We start from the raw sequence: 26,036 nt of genomic DNA on the forward strand, positions 1-26,036 counted from the left end.
ATGCAGAAGTGAAAGTCGAAGAAGCTAAAAAAGCGTTAGAAGATGCAACTAAAAAAGTAGCAGAAAAAGAACAAGAAGCTCAAAAGCTAGAAGATGAAGTTAAGAAATTAGAAGAAGAGCAACAAAAACCAGCACCAGAAGAGGATCCAAACAAAGAGCCTGAGAAACAACCAGAGAATCAACCGCAAGAACCTCAACCAAACCCAGAAGGTGAAGAAAAACCGGCTCCAGAAGAGGATCCAAACAAAGAGCCTGAGAAACAACCAGAGGAACAACCACAAGAACCTCAACCAAATCCAGAAGGTGAAGACAAACCAGCACCAGAAGAGGATCCAAACAAAGAGCCTGAAAAACAACCAGAGGAACAGCCGCAAGAACCTCAACCAAACCCAGAAGGTGAAGGAGAAAAACCAGCACCAGAAGAAGATCTGAATAAAGAGCCTGAGAAACAACCAGAGGTACAACCGCAAGAACCACAACCAAACCCAGAAGGTGAAAAGCCAGGCGAGCAAGCTCCTGAAGTTAAACCAGAAGGCGACAAACCAGAAGAAAAATAAACATTCGTTGCTACTTACGAAGTTCGCGACGAAAAAGGTAAAGTGGTTAAAGTACTTCAAACTGAACCTTGGGAAGATTGGGCAGCAATAGAACAAGCTTCTGTTGTGGTGGCTAACGAATTTGGTAAAGCCTTAGGCTTTGGTGAATTTAAGTTTAACGTCGAAGCAACTGATAAAGGACTAACTTACTACTTCGTCCAAAAAGCAGTTAAACCAGAAGTAAAACCAGATAACAATGCCAAACCAGAAATGAAACCTGAAGATAAGAAAACTTATAAAGTAACTTATGAAGTTCGTGATGAAAAAGGCAACGTTATTAAAGTACTTCAAACTGAAACTTGGGAAGACTGGGCAGCAATGGAACAAGCTTCTGTTGTGGTAGCTAATGAATTTGGTAAAGCATTAGGCTTTGGCGAATTTAAGTTTAACGTTGAAGCAACTGATAAAGGATTAACTTACTACTTTATCCAAAAAGCAGTAAAACCAGAGGTTAAACCAGAGCAAAAACCTGAAACAAAACCAGAGGTTAAGCCTGAAGCTAAACCAGAACAAAAACCAGAAGTTAAACCTGAGGCTAAGCCTGAACAAAAACCTGAAGCAAAACCAGAAGTTAAACCGGAAGAAAAACCAGAAGTTAAACCGGAAGAAAAACCAGAAGGCGAAACAAAACCAGAAATGAAGCCAGAAAAAGAGCATAAAGAAGAATCAGCAGCTGAAAAAGCTGAAGCTTCTAAAGCAATTTCAAGTGAAGACAAGTTACCAGAAACAGGTGACTACAGTCTATTTGGTGCAGCAGCATTATCACTTCTTACAGGTTTAGGTTTAGTTAACCCACGTAGAAGAAAATAATAATTGAGAATCATTTTTCAGCCCCTTGAGCTTTTAAAGCTTAGGGGCTTTTTGTTTTTGCACCATTATATGGACTTTATCAGAATAATAAAATCTAAATATCTCGATATTATTCTTATTGTATTTATAATTTAAACTGGTATAATTTACGGCAAATATAGATTAATATTTAAATAATTTTAATTAATGGAGGTAATGAGACATGAAGAAGAGTCGTCTACTGAAGACTTTATTTTTAACGAATGTTCTATTATCGGGAGTCGTTGTGACGAATGTTGATGATGTTTTAGGAACCAATGTTGCGATAGCAGAAGAGGCGTTAGAAGTAGATTTCGATGAAGAAGAGGAAGAAGTTGTCGAAGAAGAGTATACGGTAAGTTACGAAATTCGTAATAAATCAGGCGAAGTCATTGAAGTACTGCAAACTGAAGTTTGGAGCGATTGGGATGCGATGGAAGAATCATCTGTTGCGACTGCTAACCAATTCGGTGAAGAGTTAGGCTTTGGTACAAATGCGTTTAACGTTGAAGGAACAGGGGACGGCATTGTTTATTACTTTATTGAAGAAGAGTATGCGGTGACCTATGAAATCCGTGACAAAGATGACAACGTCGTTGATGTATTGCACACCGAAATTTGGAATGATTGGGACGAAATGGAAAAAGAGTCCCTTAAAACGGCTAAACAATTTGGTAAAGACCTAGATTTTGATGAAAATGAATTACACGTTGAAGAAACTTCAGAAGGTTTAACTTATTACTTCATTCAAAAAGAATACACAGTGACCTATGAAGTCCGTGACAAAGATGACAAGGTCGTTGAAGAATTACAAACTGAAATTTGGAACGACTGGGATGAGATGGAGAAAGAATCCGTCAAGACAGCTAAGAAATTCGGTAAGGATTTAGGATTTGGCGAAGACAAGTTTAATGTTGATGCGAAAGATGACGGTTTAACTTATTACTTCATCCAAAAAGATGAAGCAGCATCTAAAGATCAAGCAGATAACGAAGAAGCTTCCTCAGCTAAAGCTCAAAGTTCTCAAGAACAGTCTTCAGAAGAAGTCTCTTCAAATGAAACTCAAGAGCCCCAAGAAGAATCCGCTGATGAAAAAGAAGATGTTAAAGAAAGTGAAGCAAACGAAGAATCAAAAGAAGCTTCCAAAACAGACAATAACAATGAAAGTGGTTCTGGAGAAGCAGATTCTAAAAAGTCTAAAGATAAAAAAGAAGACAATGGAAATAAAAAGATGGATACATTCCGTGGCTATGATCGAAAAGAGGGAGCTATTAATGCGGCTGAAATTCATATGGATAGCGGATGGAACGATCAGTACGATAAGTATACAGGCTACCACGTCTATCAAATTGAAGACGGAACATGGAATGTAGACTTTAATTATGACGGAGTGAAAACAATTGGACTTGATAGAGAAGAACTTACTGAACAAGACATTCAAGACGCATTAGCACAGTACGCAGATGTAACAGGTAAGTTTAAGGACGGTGCCGTAGCTCAAGACGGAAGAGCTTTGGTGAAAGACACATCAAAGGAAAAGTCGACAGCATCATCACCTAAATCCAATAACTCATCCGGCAGAACGTCAAGCAAACCATCAACCAAACCTCGAAATAAGACGACGAATAAACCTCGCGGCAAGACAACAACTAAACCACGTGGTAAGACGACTAACAAGTCACGCGGCAAAACAAATGGCAAAGTTTTACCAAACACAGGTGATTATAGCTTCTTCACCCTTGCTGCTTCATCCCTTCTAGCAGGATTAGGTTTAGTAAAGGCACGTAGAAATAACGATTAATGGAATGAAATAAATGTCTCTAAATTTCAAAAGTTTAGAGACATTTTTTAGATGGATGATATTTGGACCTCATTAAATTTTGTGTTAAAATTCACTTAGTGGGGGGATTTCTTAGAAAAAATAAAGAGAATTTAAATATTTTGATATCTTTCTTATTGTTTTTGGTAATATACGTGTTATAATATACAATGAACCAGAGCATGGATAAGCATGCTTTGACTAATAGGAGGTAATTTTCTATGAAAAAATCTTTAATTAAACCATTATTTTTAACAAGCGCAATTTTATCTGGAGTTGTTGCAGCTAACATTACTTATGCTCCAGTAGCTCAAGTAGACAACGTGGCTGTTGCAGAAACAGAAACTGTTGAAGAAGAATACTACGTTAGCTATCAAGTGCGTAACGAAGCAGGCGAAGTCATTAACGTATTACAATCAGAAACATGGAACGACTGGGCTGCAATGGAAGAAGCATCCGTTGTTGTCGCAAACCAATTCGGTGAAGAATTAGGTTTTGGTTCTTACGCATTTAACGTTGAAGCAACAGCTGACGGTTTAACTTACTACTTCGTTCAAGAAGATGAGAAGGAAACTGAATATACAGTAGTTTATGAAGTACGTGATGAAGAAGGACATGTCCTTGAAGTACTACAAACAGAAACATGGACTGACTGGGATGCGATGGAAGAAGCTTCCGTTGTCGTTGCTAACCAATTTGGTAAAGACTTAGGATTTGGCGAGTTCAAATTCAACGTTGATGCAACACCAGAAGGTTTAACTTACTACTTTGTTGACGGTGAGCAAGAAGATGCAAGCTCTGAAGAAGATGAAGTAGAGTCAACTGACGAGAACTCATCACAAGAAAGCTCACAAGAGCAAACTGAAACTGATGAAACTGAGGCATCAAAAGGCGAAAGCAGTGAAAGCAAATCTTCAAAAGAAGAAAGCGAATCTGAAGAATCTTCATCAGAAGAAAGCGAATCTAAAAAACCAGTTCCAGGTAAGAAAAAACCAGGTAAACCAGGAAAAATGTTACCAAACACAGGTGACCGTAGCTTCTTTGGTGCTGCAGCATTATCATTCCTTGCAGGATTTGGTTTAATGGCTGTTCGTAAAAGCAAAAAAGATGCTTAATCTATAACTATACGAAATGAAACTCTAAGAGTCTTTGGCTCTTAGAGTTTTTGTTTTAAAAAATTAATCAAAAGCATCTACCTCAACCAATGTTTAGATAGCTATTTTAAAATAGTTGAAATAAAATAGGGTGAACGAGCTGTAGGGTAAGTCCTATTCATTGCATCCGCTTTCAAATTGTGATAAGTTTTAAATATAAGAGACGATAGGGGAGCTGTAATGGCTGAGAAAGGTAAGACTGACCCTTTACTTGAACTAGGTAATGCTAGCGTAAGGAATGAATCGCTCACAAGAGTTTATGCGTATTTATACCTCTTCTATCGCTTATGATGGGAGGGGTTCTTTTTATTGTGAAAAACAAATCAATAAGACAACGTTATGGCGGTACATTACTGATGGTTCTACTATTACTAGCTCTTTGGCAGTGGATCGTGATGAATGGGTATATTGCTGATTATTTATTGCCCAGTCCAAGTCAGATTGGCCAAGCTCTAATCAAAAACCGCCAGCTATTATGGATGCATTCTAAAACCACTCTCTATGAAGCTGTAGTGGGGATGAGTTTAGGTGTCGGGTTAGGTACAATCTTAGCAGTTATTATGGAGTGGGTGCCTTTATTACACCGCGGGATTTATCCACTGCTTATTATTAGTCAAACGATTCCCACTGTCGCTATTGCGCCGATGTTAGTGTTATGGTTTGGTTATGGTATTTTGCCAAAAGTATTACTCGTTATTTTGACGACCTTTTTCCCGATTACGATTGGGCTACTTAAAGGATTTCATTCCGTTGACGAAGAAGTGATTCGTTTAATGCGGTCCATGAAAGCTAGTACAACGCAGATGATGCGCTTTGTTAAATTTCCAACCGCGCTGCCTTACTTTTTTACTAATTTAAGACTGTCGGCGTCTTACGCGGTCGTTGCTGCAGTTGTAGCGGAATGGTTAGGTGGACAAAGTGGGCTAGGGGTGTACATGACCTTAGCAAGAAAATCCTATGCCTTTGACGTGATGTTTGCGATTATTGTCGTTGTGTCTTTATTAAGTTTAGTGTTGTTAAAGGGAGTGGATTTATTAGAGTATCTATCCCTTCCCTGGAAACAGAAAGGAAGAACAAAATGAAACAGTGGTTATTTAAAGTGATGAGTGTCGTCATGTTATTACCTTGGTTAAGTTTACCCGCATCTGCCGAGGAGCTCCAAGAATTAACCTTTGTGTTAGACTATACGCCTAATACAAACCATACCGGACTCTACGTAGCAGCCGAGAAAGGTTATTTTGAAGAAGAAGGATTGGCTGTGAATATTATGATGCCACCTGAAGATGGTGCTCCAGTTCTAGTGGCTAGTGGGAGTGCTCAATTAGGTATGGATTATCAAGATAGTCTCGCATCAACTTACGCTCAATCAACGCCTCTTCCAGTGACCAATATCGCAGCCGTCATCCAACACAATACATCAGGAATTATCTCACCTAAAAACCGTGAGATTATAAGTCCTAAAGATATGGAAGGTAAACGCTATGCTTCTTGGGGTTCAATGGTTGAACAAGCCATCATCAAAAACGTTGTTCAATCTGATGGAGGTGACCCAAATAAAGTCGAAATGGTAAATAATACTCAAGCAAGTATTACTAATTTAGATCAAAGTGATATTGATGCGATTTGGGTCTTTTACGCTTGGGATGGGATTGCTGCTCAAGTTAAAGACATTCCTGTCAATTACTTCCCATTTATTGACTATAACGACACCTTTGACTACTATACACCAACCATTATTGCGAATAATGCATTTTTAAAAGACAATCCGGAAGTGGTCAAAGCCTTTTTAAGAGCGGTGAAAAAGGGTTATGAATTTGCGATGGAACACCCTGAAGAAGCCGCTCAAATATTAGTCGAAGCTCACCCAGAACTGGATCAAGACATTGTCACTGAAAGTCAAAAGTATTTAGCGGACAAATATGTGGCCGATGCTCCGAAATGGGGCTACATTGATGCTGAACGTTGGGACCGTTTCTATACATGGTTAGCTGAAGAAGGCTTAATTGCTCAAGAAATTCCTAAAGGATATGGATTTACAAATGACTATTTACCAGAATAACGTCTTATCCATTGGACAAGTTAGTAAATACTACAACAATGAACCTGTTCTTCAAGATATTACCTTTCAAGTACCTAAAGGTAAAATTGTCGCTTTACTTGGAGCTAGCGGAGTGGGAAAGACGACGCTATTTAATATCATTTCCGGAGTGACCGTGCCAGACAGGGGTCAAGTGTTGTTAAAGGGTGAAGACATTACCGGTAAGCCAGGGCATATTAGTTATATGCTTCAAAAAGACTTATTATTGGGGCATTTAACGATCATTGATAATGTGAGTCTGTCTTTACGACTACAAGGCTTACCTAAAGAAAAAGCTCGTCAACAAGTGGCCCCTTACTTTGAGCTGTTTGGTCTTGAAGGGAGTGAAAAAGCTTATCCCCACGAATTATCTGGCGGAATGAGACAACGAGCGGCGCTATTTAGAACATACATTGCCTCTAGCGAAGTAGTGTTACTCGATGAACCCTTTAGTGCTTTAGACTCCATTACTAAACGGCACTTACATGACTGGTACAAAAAGATGCACGAAGAATTAAATTTAACGACGTTGTTTATTACCCACGATGTGGATGAAGCGATTTACTTAGCTGATGAAATTTATGTGATGACCGGACCGCCAGGACAATTAACCGCTCACGAAAAGATCCAGCGCCCGAAAGGGGAAGCCTTTGAATTAAGCCAGGCCTTTTTAGAGTATAAACGTCGCATTCTTAGTGAAATTTAAAGAAGCCTAGAAAGGCTTCTTTTTTATGGTATGCTTATTAAAAAAGTAAGGTGAGACGATGAAACGAGTAATTATTGATACAGACACTGCTGGAGATGATACAACCGCAATTTTAATGGCTCTTCATTATTTTAAAGTTGAAGGAGTAACGATTGCCGGAGGAAACGTCCAGTTCGACCAACAAGTTAAAAACGCGTTATATACGATTCAAATAGCTAATCCTGGCTATAAAGTGCCAGTCTATAAGGGGCATGCATCGCCTTTAATGACGTTAATGGACGAAAGTCACTGGACAGAAGAACGGATTATGGGTGAAGACGGTATGGGGAATGCGAACTTTGATGCCCCAAACCAACAACCAGAAACGAAGCACGCCGTTGATTTTATGATTGAAACCATTCACGCTCATCCCGGCGAGATTGAGCTATTAGCCATTGCTCCATTAACCAATATTGCGATGGCTATTAAACGAGACCCAACTATTGTGCCTAAAATTAAACATCTTTGGATTATGGGTGGGGTCAACAACGCCATTGGTAATATTAATGCAGTGGCTGAATTTAACTTTTATACGGATCCGGAAGCGGCTAAAATCGTTCTTCATTCAGGGACTGAGATGACGATGGTCACGTGGGATATGTGTTTAAAACACGCCGTGATGTATGAAGACCACATTCAAAATATCCGAGCTTTAAATACAAAAGGGTCTCAATTTTTCCTCGATGTAAATTTACATGTTCGTGACTTTGAATTCAAAAAACGAGGCGTCGATGGTATTACCTGTCCCGATTCAGTGGTGGCTGGTATTATGGCAGATGAATCAATGATGGAACAAGCAACGAAGTATTACGTTGATATTGAAACGAAAGGCGAACTAACCCGAGGCTATAACTTAGTGGATTTAGAAAGTGACTTAGGAAAGCCAGCTAACGTGCGGGTATGCGAGAAAATTAATGAACATACTTTCCAACAACAACTACTAGATGTTCTTGGGGCCATTGACTAAGTGATACTCTTTAAGTAAAGTCACCATATTTTGATAAAGGGCTTCTTTTACTTCATTAAAAGAAAGTCCTTTTCTTTTTGCGATATAGTCGATAATAACAGGAATATAGTCAGGACTGCCGATTTGTCCATTCACCCATTCTAGTGCTCCAGGTCCATCGGTTTCGGTTAATAAACGGTTTAGAGATACTAAATCAATCAGTTGATCAGTAAGAGAAGAATATCCCGCGTCAACACTGATCGTAAAGTAATAACCTAAGTTTAAAAAGTCTTCCACTAACTCTAGCGGACCACTGTACCAATGAATGATTCCAGTGGCTTCGGGATACTTTTGAAGGAGAGCTAGTACATCTTCTTCTGCATCTTTAGTATGAATGTTCAAAAATTTATGATGCTTTTTAGACAGTTTAACAAAATGTTCGAACACTTCCCGTTGTTTTGGGTAACACTTTTTATCTTTAGCCCAAAGGTAATCTAACCCCACTTCGCCGATAAAGTCCGCTTGCTTAACGAAAGACTCGATCGTCTCTAATGACGTCTCTTCCGTCACTTCCCAAGGATGAATGCCGTAACCGACAAAGACAGTGTCTCCTCGCATAGAATAAGTGCTTAAGAAATCCTCTTCGTTCATCGTATTAGCAAGGGTTATTTGGTCAGGCCGCAACCCATCTTGTAAAGTCGGATAATGACTTAAATGTTCATGGGCATTAATGTACATAGAAAAGCTCCTTTCGAGAGGTTTAATATGATTGTACTAAAAAAAGATGCTCCGATTAAAGAGCATCTTTTTTCTTTGAGTTAAAATTAAGGTTTCCACTGTTCCACTTCGTCGCGGTTAGCTTCAACCCAATCTTTAGCTGCTTCATATGGATCTTTACCGTCATTAATTTCTAACATGACTGCTTCCATATCATCTAGCGTCCAATTGAATTGATCGAGTAATTCATAGACTTCTGGTAAGTCATCTTTTAAACCTTGACGAGCCATTGTGTGGATTGCTTCTTCGCCACCAAATGAACCACGAGGGTCATCTAAATATTTTAAGTCATAAGCAGCAAATTTCCAGTGCGGAGACCATCCGGTTACAACAATATCTTTATTGTTTTCCAGCGCTTGTTGTAAAGCGACTGTCATTGCTCCGGTTGAAGATGTTTCAACAGCCCAATCGCTTAAGTTAGGGTAAGTTGCTTGAGCATCTTGAGCAGCCATCACAACGCCTGCACCTGGTTCAATCGCAACAATCTCTTGTCCAGCCTGGTCGGTTAAGTCTTCGATTGAGTTAACATCCATATACTCCGGTACGACTAAACCAATGCGTGCACCATTTAAGTTAGGGCCTAAGTCATCAAGTTGATCACCGTATTGCTCAAACTGCGCGCCGTGGGTGGCTGGTAACCACGCACCGACCATTGCATCGGCTTCACCTTTAGCAACGGACTCCCACATAATGGCGTTATCTAATGGGGTTAAGGTTACGTCATAACCCATTTCTTCTAAAATCGTTGCCACAACGTGAGTAGAAGCTACTTCAGTATCCCATGTTACATAAGATAAGTTGACTTTCTTACCTCCGCCACCACTTAAAAATGTTGGTACAATTAAAGCTAAAATTAACGCTCCAATGACTCCTAAGGTGATGTAGCGATTACGTTGTTTGTTTTTTGAACGTTGTTCAGTAATTGGACGGTTTAAGTTTTGAGTCACACGGTCTAAAATAATCGCTAAAATAACGAGGGATAATCCGTTAACAAATCCGCTACCAATATCTGCCCGTTGCAGTGCCGTTAATACGCCACGACCTAATCCAGGTGCTCCGATCATCGATCCAATCACAACCATGGATAAAGCTAACATAATCGTTTGGTTAATTCCTGCAAAAATCGTTGATTTAGCAAGAGGTAACTCTAAGTCAAATAAACGTTGTCTTGATGTACTACCAAATGACTCTGCCGCTTCCACAAGTTCGTGGGAGACTTGACGAATGCCTAAGTTAGTCATCCGAACAGTGGGTGGTAAGGCAAAGATGACTGAAGCGAATACTCCAGGTACCCGACCAATCCCAAAGAAAGCCACCGCTGGAATTAAATAGACAAATCCAGGCATCGTCTGCATTAAGTCAAGAATCGGTTGAATAATGGCTTGTGCTGTGTCGCTTTTTGCAGCAAGAATTCCTAAAGGCACTCCGATTAAAATGGAAACCAAACTAGAAATAGTAACAAGTGTCAATGTCTCTATTAACGGGTTCCATAGTCCTTGGTTATAAATGAATAATAAACCAATCAGTGTAAAAGCAGTAAAGCCCCACTTTTTACGTGAAATAAAATAGACACCTACTGTCGCTAATGCGATAAATAGTAAAGGTGGAATGGCCAATAACAATTGGCTCATATTATTCATTAAAAAGTCACCAATGACTTGTAGTATTGAAAACAGTCCCGACAAGTTTCGTGTTAGCCAGTTGGTTAACGATTCAATCCATTGGCCAACAGGAATGGGACTCATTAAAAATGCGTTCACTATTTGATCTCCTCCTCATGAATGGCTAAACGCTCTGGTTGGTAGACTTGTGGAAAGTCGCCTTCCGTTTTTGCTAATGCGTTTAAAACAGTTCCACGAATAATGACTCCTAATAAGCGGTCGTTATCGTCCACAACAGCCATTGGGGCAGGGGAATCAGTCATAATATCAAATAGTTCTTCAACTAAAGCGTCTGGATGAGTAATGGTTACTTCACCACGAATAATTTCGTGTAAGTCCGTACCGCCTTGTTTTCTAAACTTAATTAAGTCTTCTGCGTGAATGTAGCCGAGCAGTTTACCGTTTTTATCTACGGCCATTAATAAGCTCGAGTTATTGTGGCGCATATTATTTAACGCAACGTGAGGTCCGTCGTGGTCCACATTAATAGAATAAGCTGGAATCATAATATGACGAGCGGTAAAGACTTTCGAACGGTCCACTTCTTCAACGAACTCACGAACATAGTCGTTAGCTGGGGTCGTTAAGATCTCTTCTCCCGTACCAATTTGCATAATTTGTCCGTCACGCATTAAAGCAATTCGGTCACCGAGACGTAACGCTTCATTTAAGTCGTGAGTAATAAAAATGATTGTCTTTTTAACTTCACGTTGTAATTCAATCAGTTCGTCTTGCATCTCGCGACGGATGAGTGGGTCTAGCGCTGAGAACGCTTCGTCCATTAATAACACTTCCGGGTCATTAGCTAGTGCACGGGCTAAGCCGACACGCTGTTGCATTCCTCCAGATAATTGTTGTGGAAATTGGTCTTTAAAGGCCAATAGTCCAGCATTATCTAAAGCTCTTTCTGCGCGCTGAATGCGTTCTTCTTCATCCACACCACGAATTTCTAAACCATACAGTGTATTTTCTAAGATTGTTCGGTGAGGGAAAAGGCCAAAGTTTTGAAAGACCATACTCATCTTATGACGACGAATATTCATTAATTCTTCTTTACTTACTTTAGCGATATCTTGGCCATCGATTTCAATAGAACCCGATGTTGGTTCAATTAAACGGTTGAGTAAGCGAATTAAGGTTGATTTACCTGAACCGGATAATCCCATAATGACAAAGATTTCACCTTCATGAACGTCAAAAGTTGCATCATAGACACCGACAGTTGATCCTGTCGCTTCTAAAATGTCTGTTTTACTTTTTTTGTCTTGAATCATTTGTAAGGCTTGTTGTGTTTTTTTACCAAATATTTTCGTTAGATGTCTAACTTCTATTTTAGCCAAACAAAGCACTCCTTTTCTTGTTTGTATTTTAAGTGACTATCTTACGCTAACACGAAATAGTCACTTAGTCAAAAAAGAAAAACCCCGTTACACCGCGTGTAAGGGGTTACTTTGGCTGAGTATCACCGTAGAAAAAGTTTCGCATTTTTAATGAAGATTCCTCATCTCCAATATAGTAAAGAGTGTCTCCCGAAAAGACTTGAGCGTAAGGACCAGGGGATAAAACTAAGTGACCTTGATGAAGAATTCCTACGACTGTTGCGGTAGTCTGTTGCCATAAATTCATCTCCTTTAATCTCTTACCTAAATGATCGGCTTGGTCATTTAAGTGCAATTCAAAGGGAATAAATGGGTTATGGGTGTAGGCACTTTCGCGGTGATTCATTAATTGACGTAATTGATCTTTCATATGAAGCCATTCTTTTTCTTGTTTAGCAATACTATCGGCGATGGATTGTTCCATTTGTTTCATCGCTTGGCTCGCTTCGTGTTGTTTAATAAAGGCCGTCGCTTTTTGAGCGGAAGTAATGTAGGTTCCACTGCCGTGATAGGCACTCATGATGCCTAAATCAACCAAAACGTTAACAGCTTTACGAGCGGTTTCCGGTGAGACGTCAAACGCTTCAGCGATCATGGAACGCGCGTATAAACGTTCTCCTTCTTGGTAAATGCCGTCTTTAATTTGCCGCGCGAGTTCAATCGCAATTTTTTGATATAAGGGTGAGCGAATTTTACGCATCAAATCACCTCCAAAGGTATGTTCTTCATCTAAATCATACAACGAAGGCGCAAGAAGGGTCAACATTTGAATGATTATAACCGGTGTTATCATTTTGTTATAAAGGTTTAACAAACTGTCGCCCAGTGGCAACAGAGTTGTTGAGTGAAGGTGTTATACTATATATCACGAGTAATGGGAGCTAAATTTTAAAACTATTCTTTTTCTCCGCTCCCGTGAAAGTGAGCTTGAAAGCGTATTTATTGCTTTAAGCTATAATGTTTTTCTATAATGAAGATAGAACGATAGTAAAGCACTAAAGGAGGCTATATTATGAACGGATTATTTGGCAATGCCAGTCAATTGATTGACTTATTTTTAGGTTCAAACAGCCAAGAACAACAATTAGCACAACGTGCGGACGTAAGTACGAGTGATTTTGCTAAAGTCGCAGCGCTAGGACTACCCATTATTTTAAAACAAATTAACCGCAACACTCAAAGCGATGCTGGTTTAGGCTCTCTTGTTGACGCCCTTACAAAGCATCAAGATGTTAGCCAATACCAATCTCCTGAAGAAATGACTCAACATGTGGACCCACAAGACGGTGACAAAATTTTAGGTCATGTCTTTGAAACAAAACAACAAGAAGAAAATATTTACCAAAAAATTGGTAACATTATTGGTATCGACGAAGCGGCCGTTAAACGAGTCATGATTCTTTTAGCGCCCATCGTCTTAAAATATTTAGCTGACCGTCAACGTAACCAAAACTTAGACCAACGCGGCGTCCAACGTGAAACGAACGTTGCGGTGGAAGAAGTAAACGATCGCTTACAAAAACAAAATGGTGGCGTCATTGGTGATGTGTTAAGTAATATTTTAAAGGGCAACTCGACCTCTAAACCACAACAGTCTGGAAGTATTGTTGGAAATATTTTAGATTACTTTTCATAATGAGTAACCTGTTGGTTTGACCAGCAGGTTATTTTTGTAGGTGCATCTAGCATTTCTGTTCGCTATAATAAAAGAAAAGGAGTGTAGAGAAAATGACAAATAACAAGGAATGGAAATTTTCTATGGATGATTTTTTAAAAGATATAGCCCGAAAGCAAAACCGAGTCTATATTACTAAAGAAGAAGTTCAAGAAGCCGAAGCAAAAAAGAAAGAAAATGAGTTAAAGAATAAAAAAGATTAAGAAAAGCTTGCTTTTTAATTTAAACCTGGTATAGTAATAGATGTTGACGGTTCTTTAGCTCAGTTGGGAGAGCACCAGCTCGACAAGCTGGGGGTCGTAGGTTCGAGCCCTACAAGGACCATTCATAAAAAACCCGAGATAGCGAGGATTTTACTTCTGCTATCTCGGGTTTTTTGCTACAATAAGTGTGTAAGAGCTAGGCGAAGCTTGCTTACACATGTCTTTTCTTGTGAATAACTTCACCTAAAGCAAGCTTTCGCCTACCAATTATACAAAACAGAAAGGGTGTTGTTGTATGTATACGTTTATTGGTGGCGTTATTTTGCTTATTTTAGGTTATGTTTTCTACTCCAAAGTCATCTATCAAAACTTTGGCGTCGAACCGACGAGGCAAACTCCAGCAAAAGCTTTAGAAGACGGCAGTGACTTTGTTCCTATGAACAAAAATAAAAACTGGCTCATTCAGTTATTAAACATTGCCGGAACAGGTCCTATTTTCGGTCCCATTATGGGCGCGTTGTACGGTCCAGTAGCTTTCATTTGGATTGTTTTAGGAAATATCTTTGCGGGAGCAGTCCATGATTACTATATGGGGATGATTTCGTTAAGAAACAACGGAGCTCACTTACCTGAGTTAGCAGGAAAGTATTTAGGAAATGCGACAAAGCATATTGTCAATATTTTTGCGGCCTTATTATTACTTTTAGTTGGAACGGTCTTTGTTACCTCTCCTGCTTCTTTGCTTGCTGGTCTTACACCGACAACGTTAAACCATCAGTTTTGGGTGGGCGTTATTTTCCTATACTATATTTTGTCAACGATTTTACCGATTGATACCATTATCGGACGCATTTACCCAATTTTTGGTGCGATTTTGCTCTTTGCTTGTGTGGCCGTAGGGATTACCTTGTTTACAAGTGGTAATATTCATAATGTGCCAGAATTAACGTTACAAAATATGCATCCAGACGGTGTGCCGATTGTTCCAGGCTTATTCTTTACAATTTCATGTGGTGCTTTATCGGGATTCCATGCGACTCAAAGTCCAATTATTTCTCGTACCGTTGAAAATGAATCTGAAAGTCGCTGGGTCTTTTACGGCGCCATGATTTGTGAAGGGATTATTGCGATGATTTGGGCCGCTGCGGGAATGGCTTTATACCAAGGCGAAGTGTTAAGCAACATTATTAAAGAAGGAACCGCTGCAGCAGCAGTCAGTGACATTGCTTTACGCTTGTTAGGTCCAATTGGGGGAACGATTGCGATTATTGAGGTCATCGTCCTACCGGTTACTTCAGGAGACACTGCTTTTAGAAGTTTACGAATGATTATTGCGGACTATATCGGCTATGCCCAATCTGCCTTAAAGAACCGCTTAAGTGTAACCTTACCTATTTTTGCGGTCAGCTTTGCGTTAATGTTTATTGATTTTAATATTTTATGGCGTTACTTTACATGGGCGAACCAAGTATCAGCGGTCATTGCTTTATTTGTCGCTTCTGCGTATTTAATGCTTAAAGGTAAACGTTTCTTAAACGCTTTAGTTCCAGCCAGCGCCATGTTGTATTTAGTTATTTTATACTTATTAACTGAAAAGATTGGTTTTGGTTTACCAATGCAGTTATCTTATTGGCTCAGTTTAGCTATCGCGGCGGGTATTTTAGCTCTATTCTTACACCGGGTTAAAACACTAAAAGAAACGAAAGATGCAACAGATCCGTTGTTTAATGATCATTTACCGATTAATGAATTATACCCTGAATTGTTTTAATCATTCTTTCTCTCTAGTTCAAAGGAGCTAGAGAGTTTTTTATTTAGTCATGAATTAAAAGGACTCTTTCGATTCCTTATTTACCGTGGAAAATTAAACAAACGCCGAAAAAGGTCATTTATAAGTACCTCTTCGGCGTTTTTGTATTAAATGCGTCCTAATTGCCAACGCATCCATAGATTTAAATATTTTTGAATCATTGGATAAAACATCACTGAAAAAATAAAGGCTAAGATGGTTAACACAATGGTTCGCACCCCATCAGATTCAATGGCTAACCCCGGAACGTATTGAACGACTTGTCGGTATAGTTCTAAAAAGGCGACGTGCAGTAAATAAGTGGCATCCGCATATTTTTTAAGAGACGTTGCCCGGCGTTTTTTACCTGGGTTAAATTTCACCCAACGTAACAGTCTTAAGACGATAAAGAACCATAAAATGTCTTCTAAGTAGTGAATCGCAAAAAACTGTCTGGAGACCCAATAGAGTCCCATTAAAATTAAAGCAATAGTTAGGTCGTGTTTGCGTTTAAATGAAGAACACCCAATAAAGTATCCAAGGGAAGTAAATAAAAAGCCTTGAGCTAACCCGCCGTAGGCGAGTAGTTGAACGGGAAGAATGGTGTCTGTATGCCATAAAACAAAGACTCCAATACTTAAACTGAGTATTTGGTAAGGCTTTAAACTTACCTTGCGCAGTAAATACATAATCCCTACGGATTGACTCGCTGCTAACAACCACCATAAATGGTATTTGCCAAAGGTTCCTTTTTGTAAGTGTTCAATTTGAAACGCATCAAAAAAGTCTGAAAAGTTGCCTGAAGGAAGAGCTAACGCGTCAATGCCAATGGTAATAAAATCCCAAATAATATAAAAAAGACTAAATTGTAAAAATAATTTAAATAAATCAATGGCGTATTTTATCATGCGCTGATTGGATTTATTGGCTAGAACAAATCCTGAAGAAGCAAAGAAAATCGGGACGGCTAGATTGAGTAAATGACGATACCAATAATAATTTGTAAAATCATCGTGACCTAATGCGGTCGTAATGGATCCGGCATGAATGACGACGACCATTAAGGCGCTAACGAATTTCAGTACATCTAATGAATAGTTTTTCATATATATCTCCTTAGTTGTAACCTTACACTAATTATACCGAAATAGAGTGAAAGGGTGAAATAAATAACAAAAAAAGAACTCCCTCCTAGGAGTTCTCTTAAATTAATTAGATGCGTAATCATCAAAGTAGCCTTGAATATAAACGACCGGAGTTCCTTTATCACCTGAACCAGACGTTAAATCAGCTAGTGTTCCGATTAAGTCGGTTAGGCGACGAGGAGTGGTTCCAATAGTATAATCTTCGGATTCATTTTGTTGCTTTTCTTTAATTTTTTGGCGGATTAATGATGTAGATTCATCTGAAGATAAATGTTTCATCTCGTTATCAGCCACATATTTAATTTTAATTTCGTTAGGAGTCCCTTCTAATCCACTGGTGTAAGCAGGGGAGACAACCGGATCAGCCAGTTCCCAAATCTTCCCAACTGGGTCTTTAAACGCCCCATCTCCGTAGATCATGACTTCAATTTGTTTACCAGAATGTTCTTGTAGACGTTCTTGCACGGCATCAACTAAAGTTTGGCAATCTCTTGGGAAGAGTTTGACACTCGTTTCGTCAGCGGTGTTACTTCCTAAAAGGCCGTATTCTTGGTTATAACCCGATCCGTCGACAGGTTCTGTTAATAGATCGTCTAATCCATAAACGACTGAAGCACCGGAATCTTTTAGCGATTTTTTAATATGTTCGCGGTCATGGACTGAACAAATAAGTACTTGGTCAGTATAGTTTAAAATCGTTTGAGGATCATTGGATAAATGGATCTCACAGTTTGGTGCGATTTCTTTGTAAAGGTTAACGTAATCTACGCCAGTAAAGGTATGGCGAACATCATCACCAAACATTTTACGATAATCAGCTTCTTCTAATACATCAGTATAAGGGTTAATGCCTTGATTCATTAATAAGCGTTCATCCATTAAATGGTTGCCTACTTCATCAGCTGGGTAAGATAGTAAAATATGTAGCTTTAACCCGGCTTTAGCAATCCCTTTTAATAAGACCGCAAAACGGTTTCTTGAAAGGATTGGAAAGACAATCCCAATTTCTCCTGAGTATTTTGATGCGACATCTTTTGCGATTTGATCAATCGTAGCAAAGTTTCCTTGACTTCTTGCTTGAAGAGATTCCGTAATACAGACAATATCTTGATCTTGCATGGTGACGTTATTGGCGTCTAATGCGTTAATGACAGAATCTGTAACAATTTGAACTAAATCGTCGCCTTCTTTAATAATCGGCGTTCTAATGCCTCGAGTCACTGTTCCAATTAATCGTTCCATAAGTATTCCAACTCTCTTTTACGATAACGCTAATAGCGTTGGATAGTGTAGTATTTATCCGTATGTATTCTAGCATAAATGGTATAAATTACAATCAATACCTTAAAGTGAGCGTTCAATTTTTCACTATAAAATAATCTTTCCTAGATGGTTTAATGTTATACTAGCTTAGGATTTATTCGAAAAAGAAAGGGTGAAGAAGGTGAAACAAGAAAAGTTTCCTATTTTCATATTATTATTAATGGCTTTATCCACAGTGTTAGCAATTTTAGCTGAATTAGCTCCTCCTGGGGTCTTGCCGGAGATGGCCCAAAGTTTAGGGGTCAGTGATATTCAAGCGAGCTCTTTAGTTGGTTATTATGCTTTAGCTTCAGCAATATTTGCGATTCCTATTAGTATGCGAACGGTTCATTTAAATCGTAAAAAAATGTTTTCCGCTTTACTTCTAGGGTATATTGTGACGAATTTAGTCGTCGCTTGGTCGACGGCGTATTGGTTGACGCTAGCTGCACGGATCGTTGGGGGTATTTGTGTCGGCGCCTTTTGGCCGATGATCACCGCTTACGGGTCGGGAATTGTTTCTAAAGAATTGAGTGGGCGAGCGATTTCTGTTGTTATGTCTGGAACGACGATTGGTATGCTTTTAGGGCTTCCTTTATTAACGTCTTTAGGTCAACAATTTGGTTGGCGTGTGGAGTTTTATATTTTAAGTGGGTTAGGGTTAGTTGTTTTACTGTTAGGTCAATGGCTCCTGCCTAATTTGCCAGGAGAACCTCTACAAAAAGAACATTCGCCGTTAACCATTTTAAAAATTCCCGGCGTCAAAGTGACACTTTTATTAACAGTTCTGTCAGTGATGGCTCATTACGGTGTTTATATTTATATTCGCTTATTAGTAGATACGTTGCAGTTTACCGGAGGCATTGTTCAAGCTCAGTTGTTATATGGTGTTGGAAGTGCAGTGGCGATTATGATTGCTTCTTACTTTATTGATCGCTATTTGTATCAACTGCCCCCTCTTTTTATTGGAGTGGGCGCCGTTGGATTAGTGATGTTAATTCTTTTTAGAAACGTAACGGCCTTGTTATATGTTTCCTTTTTATTATGGGGGATGGGCAATGGTGCGTTATCAACCCTTTTCCAAGCTGCGATGGCACGCCGAGTTCATACTGGTTTATCCATCGCGAATGCTTTACAGACCAGTACGTTTGACGTATCGATTATGTTAGGAAGCGTTGCAGCAAGTAGTGTTTTGTTGTTTTTTAATAACAATGGTATAGCCTTATTAATTTATGGGGCACTGTTGTTGGTGACCGGTAGTTTTATTGCTTACCGGACGCGTTAATTGAAAAGAAAGGACGATTGAATGGAATCAACAGAAAGAAACTTTCCTTGGTTCACGCTCATGGTACTGGCTATGGCGCCTTTTATGGCGATTATGGCTGAACTAGCGCCACCAGGAATTTTATACGAAATTGAAATGAGTTTAGCGATTACAAAACAACAAGCGAGTCGCTTAGTCTCCTTTTATGCTTTAGCTTCAGCTTTTGGAGCCATCCCCATTGTCTCGATGAGTGGTCATTTACCTCGTAAGCGCCTGTTGTTAGGTATTTTAAGTGTTTATATGACTGCCAATCTTTTAATGGGTGTGTTAACGAACTATCATTTAATGCTTTTAGTGCGTCTTTTAGGTGGTGCTTTTGCGGGGGCGTTTTGGCCAATGTTAGCCGCTTACGCGATGAAAATTGTTCACCCCAGTTTAGCTGGGCGAGCTGTCACGACCATTATGACGGGGGCGACAGTGGGGCTTATTGTAGGAATCCCTTTTGCGACTTACGTGGGTCAACACTTTGGTTGGCGTTTTGTTTTTATGCTAATCGCAGCCATTGCGCTCATTGATATTATTTTAGTGTACTTTTTTGCTCCTACTGTGGAAGGAGAAGCTCCATCAAAGGAAACGTCGCCTTTTACAGTGGTTAAGGACTCTAGTGTATTAAAGATTTTAGCTTTAACGGTCTTTTCGATTATGGCTCATTACGCTGTCTATGTTTATATTTTAGATATTATTCAATATACAAGCTTTACCAGTGTATCAACAGCCCAACTTCTACACGGAATTGGGTCTGCTTTATCAATGATGATCGCAGGACGATTTTCTGATCGTTATTTAAAACAAACGACCTTAGGCATTGTCAGTGCCGGTTTAATTGCGTTAACGTTAATCTTTTTATTCCCAAATCAAACGGCTATTTTACTCGTGGCCTTTGTTTTATGGGGCATGGGGTATGGGGCGCTATCTCCTTTATACCAAGCAACGATCGCGCGCAACTTATCTAAAGGACAAGCCGTGGGTAATGCGATTCAATCCAGTGCGTTTAACTTTGCGATTATGGCCGGGACACAATTGGGCGGGATGATTCTTTATCTTTCTCATGTTCGTAGCTTATTGTTGTTTGGTATTTTGTTACTTTTAATGACCGCAGGACTGGTGTTAGCTTTTACAAGCCTTTATAGACCGGGGCGTTAGACGGCGAAAAGTTTCCGTTTTACAAGAAGTTTGTTAAAATATAATAAAATAACATTAAGGAGCAATGAGATGTCACGAGAAATTATGAAAAAAGTTAAGCGAATTGTTGTTAAAGTCGGGACGAATTCAATTATGAAAAATCACTTAGAAGTGGATTACCGAATGCTAGATCGTCTAGCCTTTGTCTTAGCTACTTTGCGTCAACAAGGCTATGAAATCATTTTAGTGACTTCAGGAGCAGTTGGAGTGGGAGCAAGTTATTTAGAAATTAAAGAGTACCCTACTGAAATTCCTGATCAACAAGCGTTATCAGCCATTGGTCAAAGTGCATTGATGGCTTTATATAGTCAGTTTTTTGATCATTACCGTTGCCGAGTCGGACAACTTCTTTTAACAAGAGATGTCGTAGATCATTCTGTTTCATATGAGAATTGTCATAACGCACTGGATCGTTTAATTGATATGGGAGTGGTTCCGATTATTAACGAAAACGACTCCGTTGCTACAGATGAATTAAAGCATCCTACTAAATTTGGGGATAACGATACTCTATCAGCGATTGTGGCACAAATTGCTCAAGCAGATTTATTAGTTATTATGAGTGACGTGGATGGGTTATACGATAAAAACCCAGCCGTCTATTCAGATGCTAAAAAGATTGATCACGTTCCAGAAGTTACCCAAGAAATTCATGATATGGCCGGCGGGGTAGGGTCTGAATTTGCTCGCGGTGGTATGGCGACTAAAATTAAAGCAGCCGAGCGCATTTTGAATAATGATCAGGCGATGATTATTATGAGTGCTGAAAATCCAACCAAGTTATTTAATGTATTAGAAGGCGAAACAATCGGTACACTATTTAAACGATAAGGAGAATAACAATGGCAACATACGATTTAACAAAGTTAGGTAAAAACGCAAAAGAAACGGCGCGTATTTTAAGAACATTACCCAGTCACGCTAAAAATGAAGCACTTCAAGCAATGGCAGATACGTTAAGAAACCACGAAGCAACTATTTTAGCCGCTAACGAAAAAGACGTTCAAAACGGAAAAGATAATGGGTTAACGAACGCGCTCATTGCTCGATTAACGTTAACGGCTGAAAAGATAGAAGGAATGGCTCAAGGTATTGAAAAAATCATTAAATTACCTGACCCATTAAGTCAAGTAGCCGATGAGTGGGTGAATGAGGATGGATTACGAATTACTAAACGTATCATTCCTCTTGGTGTGATTGGCATGATTTATGAGTCTCGCCCTAACGTTACGTCAGACGCTTCAGCATTATGCTTAAAATCAGGTAACGCGGTTATTTTACGCGGAGGAAGTGAAGCGATTCATAGTAACCAAGCCATTTTAAATGCGTTACAAGAAGGATTAGCGCAAACGAAAGTGCCTAAAGAAGCCATTCAACTCATTGAAGACACTTCTAGAGAAGTAGCCTCAGAATTTATGACGATGGATGACTATTTAGACTGTCTCATTCCTCGTGGAGGAGCTGGATTAATTAAAGCCGTTTCTCGTCAAGCCACAGTTCCGGTTATTGAAACAGGAGTTGGAAATTGTCACTTGTACGTCCATCAAGCAGCTGATTTATCAAAAGCCCATGACATTGTAATGAATGCTAAATTGAGCTATCCGTCAGCTTGTAATGCGGTAGAGACATTGCTGGTTGATCAAAGTGTAGCAAAAGATCTCCTTCCATCATTAGAAAAAGAACTCCTTCAAGAAGGTGTCGTTATTAAAGCCGTTGGTTCAGCTAAAGAGTATTTAACGCAGTCACAAGAAGGAAATGAAGAAGATCTTCACCAAGAGTATTTAGACTTAGCGTTAGCTGTTAAGCTAGTGGATGGTTATGACGAAGCGGTTGATCATATTGAGCATTATTCAACAGGCCACTCCGACGGGATTGTGTCGCAAGACTATTCAGTGGCTCAAAACTTTATGAATGATATTAATTCAGCCACTGTTTATGTCAATGCTTCGACGCGTTTTACAGACGGTGAAGTCTTCGGCTTTGGTGGCGAAATTGGAATCAGTACTCAAAAACTGCATGCTCGTGGCCCAATGGGACTAGAAGCTTTAACAAGTTATAAATATACGGTTCAAGGAGATGGACATACTCGCTAAAGAAAGGGTAAAGGAGATAAATCAGTGAATACAAAGAAGAATGCTTTTGTTATTGGTGATATTCATGGGATGTATCAACCTTTTCGACAGTTATTAGCCCACCATCAACCAGAAGAACAACTCATTTTTCTAGGGGACTACATCGACCGTGGTCCCGATAGTTTGTCCGTTTTAAACGGTATTTGGTATTTTGAAAATGAATATGATGCGATTTGTTTAAGAGGAAATCATGAACAAATGCTTTTAAACTTTCTAGAAGATCCTAGGGAAAATATGGAACATTATATACAAAATGGCGGGTGGGGAACGATTCAGCAACTTCTAGGAGTGAAGGCATCGTCTTCAGATCAACCTGCCATGAAATGTCCGGTACAAATTGCTGAAACAATTAACGACAATCATCCTCAGCTGATGGCGTGGCTGGACTCTTTGCCTTACTACTACGAGTTTGGAAACTTTATCTGTGTTCACGCAGGTGTAGATCTATCTCTTAGCGACTGGCGCCAGTCAACCAAACGAGATTTTATTTGGATTCGTGAACCTTTTTTTGAAGGCGAAAATAAAACAGGTAGACAATTTATATTTGGTCATACGCCGATTCAATACTTTCCACCTTCTGTTATTAAAAGAAGTCTTTTTTACCGTCAAGGAATGTGGGGGATCGACGGAGGTGCGGTGTATCAATTGCCGTCAAGTCGTTTAATAGGTTTAAAAATTGATCATGATAAGATTTTAAGTTGCTATCAAATTAAACCGTCACTGACAAATTAATGGTATAATAGAATGACTGTGACATGAAAGAAGGATAGATATGACACAATTAGATCATTCAATTATTCAACAAGTTTCGAAATCAACTAACGTTTCAAAAAGCCACGTGCAAAAGGTTATTGAATTGTTAGATGAAGGCAACACTATTCCCTTTATTGCTCGTTACCGAAAAGAGCAAACAGGGTCTTTAGATGAAGTACAAATTGACGCGATTCATAAACAGTATGAATATGCGACTCAATTAATGGAAACAAAAGAAAATGTGACCCGTTTAATTGATGAACAAGATAAATTAACTGACGAATTAGTTCAACAAATTAATCAAGCGACTACCTTACAACAGCTCGATGATATTTATCGACCGTTTAAACAACGTCGCCGTACCCTTGCGCAACAAGCTATCGAAAAAGGGCTAGAGCCTTTAGCTGATTGGTTACAAATTCCTGATGCAACGATGACTCATCCAGAAGAATATGCGTTAAAGTTTGTTAATGAAGAAGTTGAAAGTGCTGAAGAAGCATTAAAAGGTGCTCACGAAATTATTGCTCAACAAGTGTCGGACAACGCAGTTTACCGTGAATTTATTCGTAAATACATTTTTTATAACGGTCAATTAGTGACGACGCTAAAGGACGAAGAAAAAGATGCTAATAAAGTCTATCAGCAATACTATGAATACGCTGAACCTGTCAATAAAGTAAAATTGTACCGTGTTTTAGCAATTAACCGCGCTGAAAAAGAAGATGTTTTATCCGTTAAAATTGATGTGAATGAAGCACCAATTTTTAACTACTTAAACCGGAACTTTATTAGTGAAGAGTTAAATGAACATCAATTGCCGATTGTTGAAGCTGCAGTTGAAGATGGCTATAAGCGTTTTATTGCACCAGCTATTGAACGTGAGTTGCGTAATGACTTATCTGATCAAGCTTATAGTCAAGCGATTGATGTTTTTGGCGACAACTTAAGGTCTCTTTTACTTCAACCGCCATTAAATGGTTTTGTAGTGATGGGGTTTGACCCAGCTTATCGCAGTGGCTGTAAACTGGCCATTGTCGACGAGACAGGAAGATTATTGGATATTGCGATTATTTACCCACATACTTCCGGAGCTGGAGCAAAAGATAAAGCTCAAAAAGAACTCATTAAACTTATTGAAAAATATAACGTCGATGTCATTGCGATCGGTAACGGAACCGCAAGCCGTGAGTCAGAACAATTTGTTGCTGAAACAATTCAAAAAATCGACCGCAAAGTCCATTACTTAGTGGTTAACGAAGCGGGTGCTTCTGTTTATTCAGCCAGTTCACTGGCTCGTGAAGAATTCCCAGACTTAGCCGTGGAAGAACGTTCAGCCATTAGTATTGCTAGACGCTTGCAAGATCCATTAGCCGAACTCATTAAAATCGATCCTAAATCAATCGGAGTGGGCCAATATCAACACGACTTACCTCAAAAACAGTTAACAGATCAGTTAGATTTTGTTGTTAATATTACAGTAAACCAAGTAGGAGTCGACTTGAACACTGCTTCATCTTCTTTACTACAGCACGTTTCTGGCTTAACTAAAGCAACAGCGAATAATATCGTCAAACTTCGAGACGAAATGGGGCGCTTTACAAACCGTCAGCAATTAAAAGATGTTAAACGCTTAGGAGCGAAAACTTTTGAACAATCGGTTGGATTCTTACGGATTACTGATGGAGAAAATCCGTTAGACCAAACGAGTATTCACCCAGAATCATACAAAGTAACAGAAACTATTTTAGATGAATTAGGAATTGGATTAGATAGCATTGGGTCAAAAGAAGCTGTGGCTATTTTGGATGAACAAGATATTCAAACACTTGCAAAAAACTACGACTTAGGAATAGAAACATTAGAAGATATTTTTGATGCATTAAAGCATCCAAGATATGATATTCGTGAAACTCAACCAACACCTATTTTAAGACAAGACGTCTTATCGATGAAAGATTTATCGGTCGGTCTTAAAATGCAAGGAGTGGTTCGCAATGTGGTGGACTTTGGTGCCTTTGTGGATATCGGAGTTTCTGAAGACGGATTGATCCATATATCTCAACTATCGGATCGCTATATCAATCACCCATTAGATGTAGTTAGCGTAGGAGATATTGTTGACGTAGAAATTATTCAACTTGATTTGGACGCTAACCGTATCGGATTAAAGCGATTAAAAACTAAAGAATAAAAGAAAAGTCTGGGTAGCACATCAATGGATGAGCTCATACTTTTTATTATTCTCGATTGTCAATTTAAGTTAGAAATTTCTACACTATATTATGAGTGATTGAACTTGGTGACATACTTGTGCTAACCACCTTAAACAACTCCCTTCATCAAGCTCCTGGCTGGTCAAGAGGAAAAGCGCTAGCGACTCTTGAGGAGTCAGGTGCTTGATGAAACCATATTTCTTAAGTGGTTGGCATAATATCCAGGTGTTTGATCCAAAAGATGGGCCAAGAAAACCTCCAGGGGAGTGTAGTAGTTAAGAGATTTACGTGGAATGATATTTCGCTTGAAGGTTACTTCCTTAAGAAAGTCTTCAT

General features: G+C 39.1%; 22 protein-coding genes, 1 tRNA gene and 1 pseudogene. 18 read left to right on the top strand and 6 right to left on the bottom strand.

Annotated features, from left to right (window positions below; genetic code table 11):
- The 8 genes and pseudogenes from BLR79_RS09040 to BLR79_RS04895 form a co-directional block, all read left to right on the top strand.
- Window positions 1-557: pseudogene (locus tag BLR79_RS09040) on the top strand (thioester-forming surface-anchored protein); the annotation flags it as partial.
- A 42-nt stretch (window positions 558-599) separates the two neighbouring features.
- The gene (locus tag BLR79_RS09115; RefSeq protein ID WP_200778864.1) at window positions 600-1,406 is read left to right on the top strand and encodes an LPXTG cell wall anchor domain-containing protein; all 807 of its coding nucleotides are present in this window, start codon (window positions 600-602) and stop codon (window positions 1,404-1,406) included.
- A 202-nt stretch (window positions 1,407-1,608) separates the two neighbouring features.
- Window positions 1,609-3,225 carry an LPXTG cell wall anchor domain-containing protein gene (locus BLR79_RS04870; protein ID WP_092085422.1) on the top strand — a complete coding sequence of 539 codons (1,617 nt, stop codon included), beginning with the start codon at window positions 1,609-1,611 and terminating at the stop codon, window positions 3,223-3,225.
- Between the two features lie 239 nt (window positions 3,226-3,464).
- The gene (locus tag BLR79_RS04875; protein ID WP_092085424.1) at window positions 3,465-4,358 is read left to right on the top strand and encodes an LPXTG cell wall anchor domain-containing protein; all 894 of its coding nucleotides are present in this window, start codon (window positions 3,465-3,467) and stop codon (window positions 4,356-4,358) included.
- 350 nt (window positions 4,359-4,708) lie between these two features.
- Entirely contained in the window at window positions 4,709-5,479 is a 771-nt protein-coding gene (locus tag BLR79_RS04880) for an ABC transporter permease (RefSeq protein WP_200778865.1), read from the top strand.
- The gene (locus BLR79_RS04885; RefSeq protein ID WP_092085428.1) at window positions 5,476-6,456 is read left to right on the top strand and encodes an ABC transporter substrate-binding protein; all 981 of its coding nucleotides are present in this window, start codon (window positions 5,476-5,478) and stop codon (window positions 6,454-6,456) included. The genes BLR79_RS04880 and BLR79_RS04885 overlap by 4 nt, the downstream gene beginning before the upstream one ends.
- A complete protein-coding gene (locus tag BLR79_RS04890) occupies window positions 6,437-7,180 on the top strand; it encodes an ABC transporter ATP-binding protein (RefSeq protein WP_092085459.1) in 744 nt (247 codons plus the stop codon). Before BLR79_RS04885 ends, BLR79_RS04890 begins: the two co-directional genes overlap by 20 nt.
- 58 nt (window positions 7,181-7,238) lie before the next feature.
- Window positions 7,239-8,186 (top strand): nucleoside hydrolase, encoded by a 948-nt coding sequence (locus BLR79_RS04895; RefSeq protein WP_092085430.1) that lies wholly within the window; start codon window positions 7,239-7,241, stop codon window positions 8,184-8,186.
- On the opposite strand, the gene BLR79_RS04900 is transcribed toward BLR79_RS04895, so the two are convergent.
- The 4 genes from BLR79_RS04900 to BLR79_RS04915 all read right to left on the bottom strand — a co-directional run bounded on the left by BLR79_RS04900 (window position 8,160) and on the right by BLR79_RS04915 (window position 12,682).
- A complete protein-coding gene (locus BLR79_RS04900; protein WP_092085432.1) occupies window positions 8,160-8,903 on the bottom strand; it encodes a TatD family hydrolase in 744 nt (247 codons plus the stop codon). The two genes, BLR79_RS04895 and BLR79_RS04900, sit on opposite strands and share 27 nt — an antisense overlap.
- A gap of 86 nt (window positions 8,904-8,989) precedes the next feature.
- Window positions 8,990-10,687, bottom strand: coding sequence for an ABC transporter permease/substrate binding protein (locus BLR79_RS04905; protein ID WP_092085461.1), 1,698 nt, complete (start codon window positions 10,685-10,687; stop codon window positions 8,990-8,992).
- A 14-nt stretch (window positions 10,688-10,701) separates the two neighbouring features.
- Complete coding sequence (locus tag BLR79_RS04910) at window positions 10,702-11,943, bottom strand: quaternary amine ABC transporter ATP-binding protein (protein WP_092085434.1); 1,242 nt, start codon at window positions 11,941-11,943, stop codon at window positions 10,702-10,704.
- Between the two features lie 106 nt (window positions 11,944-12,049).
- Window positions 12,050-12,682 carry a GntR family transcriptional regulator gene (locus BLR79_RS04915; protein ID WP_159427600.1) on the bottom strand — a complete coding sequence of 211 codons (633 nt, stop codon included), beginning with the start codon at window positions 12,680-12,682 and terminating at the stop codon, window positions 12,050-12,052.
- A gap of 312 nt (window positions 12,683-12,994) precedes the next feature.
- Between BLR79_RS04915 and BLR79_RS04920 the strand changes: the two genes are divergently transcribed.
- The 4 genes from BLR79_RS04920 (at window position 12,995) to BLR79_RS04930 (ending at window position 15,631) form a co-directional block, all read left to right on the top strand.
- Complete coding sequence (locus BLR79_RS04920) at window positions 12,995-13,618, top strand: DUF937 domain-containing protein (RefSeq protein WP_092085438.1); 624 nt, start codon at window positions 12,995-12,997, stop codon at window positions 13,616-13,618.
- A 92-nt stretch (window positions 13,619-13,710) separates the two neighbouring features.
- Window positions 13,711-13,860 (top strand): hypothetical protein, encoded by a 150-nt coding sequence (locus tag BLR79_RS09045; protein ID WP_159427601.1) that lies wholly within the window; start codon window positions 13,711-13,713, stop codon window positions 13,858-13,860.
- Between the two features lie 48 nt (window positions 13,861-13,908).
- A tRNA-Val gene (locus BLR79_RS04925) sits at window positions 13,909-13,981 on the top strand.
- Window positions 13,982-14,155: 174 nt separating this feature from the next.
- Window positions 14,156-15,631: a carbon starvation CstA family protein gene (locus BLR79_RS04930; RefSeq protein WP_092085440.1), complete on the top strand. Its 1,476-nt coding sequence runs from the start codon at window positions 14,156-14,158 to the stop codon at window positions 15,629-15,631.
- A 146-nt stretch (window positions 15,632-15,777) separates the two neighbouring features.
- On the opposite strand, the gene BLR79_RS04935 is transcribed toward BLR79_RS04930, so the two are convergent.
- Complete coding sequence (locus tag BLR79_RS04935) at window positions 15,778-16,755, bottom strand: acyltransferase family protein (protein ID WP_092085442.1); 978 nt, start codon at window positions 16,753-16,755, stop codon at window positions 15,778-15,780.
- 102 nt (window positions 16,756-16,857) lie between these two features.
- Window positions 16,858-18,036: a coenzyme F420-0:L-glutamate ligase gene (locus tag BLR79_RS04940; RefSeq protein ID WP_092085444.1), complete on the bottom strand. Its 1,179-nt coding sequence runs from the start codon at window positions 18,034-18,036 to the stop codon at window positions 16,858-16,860.
- Between the two features lie 202 nt (window positions 18,037-18,238).
- Between BLR79_RS04940 and BLR79_RS04945 the strand changes: the two genes are divergently transcribed.
- The 6 genes from BLR79_RS04945 to BLR79_RS04970 all read left to right on the top strand — a co-directional run bounded on the left by BLR79_RS04945 (window position 18,239) and on the right by BLR79_RS04970 (window position 25,678).
- Window positions 18,239-19,381, top strand: coding sequence for an MFS transporter (locus BLR79_RS04945; protein WP_092085446.1), 1,143 nt, complete (start codon window positions 18,239-18,241; stop codon window positions 19,379-19,381).
- 21 nt (window positions 19,382-19,402) lie between these two features.
- Complete coding sequence (locus BLR79_RS04950; protein ID WP_092085448.1) at window positions 19,403-20,563, top strand: MFS transporter; 1,161 nt, start codon at window positions 19,403-19,405, stop codon at window positions 20,561-20,563.
- A gap of 69 nt (window positions 20,564-20,632) precedes the next feature.
- Complete coding sequence (gene proB / locus BLR79_RS04955) at window positions 20,633-21,433, top strand: glutamate 5-kinase (RefSeq protein WP_092085450.1); 801 nt, start codon at window positions 20,633-20,635, stop codon at window positions 21,431-21,433.
- 11 nt (window positions 21,434-21,444) lie between these two features.
- The gene (locus BLR79_RS04960) at window positions 21,445-22,695 is read left to right on the top strand and encodes a glutamate-5-semialdehyde dehydrogenase (RefSeq protein ID WP_092085452.1); all 1,251 of its coding nucleotides are present in this window, start codon (window positions 21,445-21,447) and stop codon (window positions 22,693-22,695) included.
- Window positions 22,696-22,719: 24 nt separating this feature from the next.
- Entirely contained in the window at window positions 22,720-23,466 is a 747-nt protein-coding gene (locus BLR79_RS04965; protein WP_092085454.1) for a metallophosphoesterase family protein, read from the top strand.
- Between the two features lie 40 nt (window positions 23,467-23,506).
- A complete protein-coding gene (locus BLR79_RS04970; protein ID WP_092085456.1) occupies window positions 23,507-25,678 on the top strand; it encodes a Tex family protein in 2,172 nt (723 codons plus the stop codon).
- Window positions 25,679-26,036: the final 358 nt, after the last annotated feature.

It is taken from the genome of Dolosicoccus paucivorans, from assembly GCF_900100125.1.
Classification (GTDB): domain Bacteria; phylum Bacillota; class Bacilli; order Lactobacillales; family Aerococcaceae; genus Dolosicoccus; species Dolosicoccus paucivorans.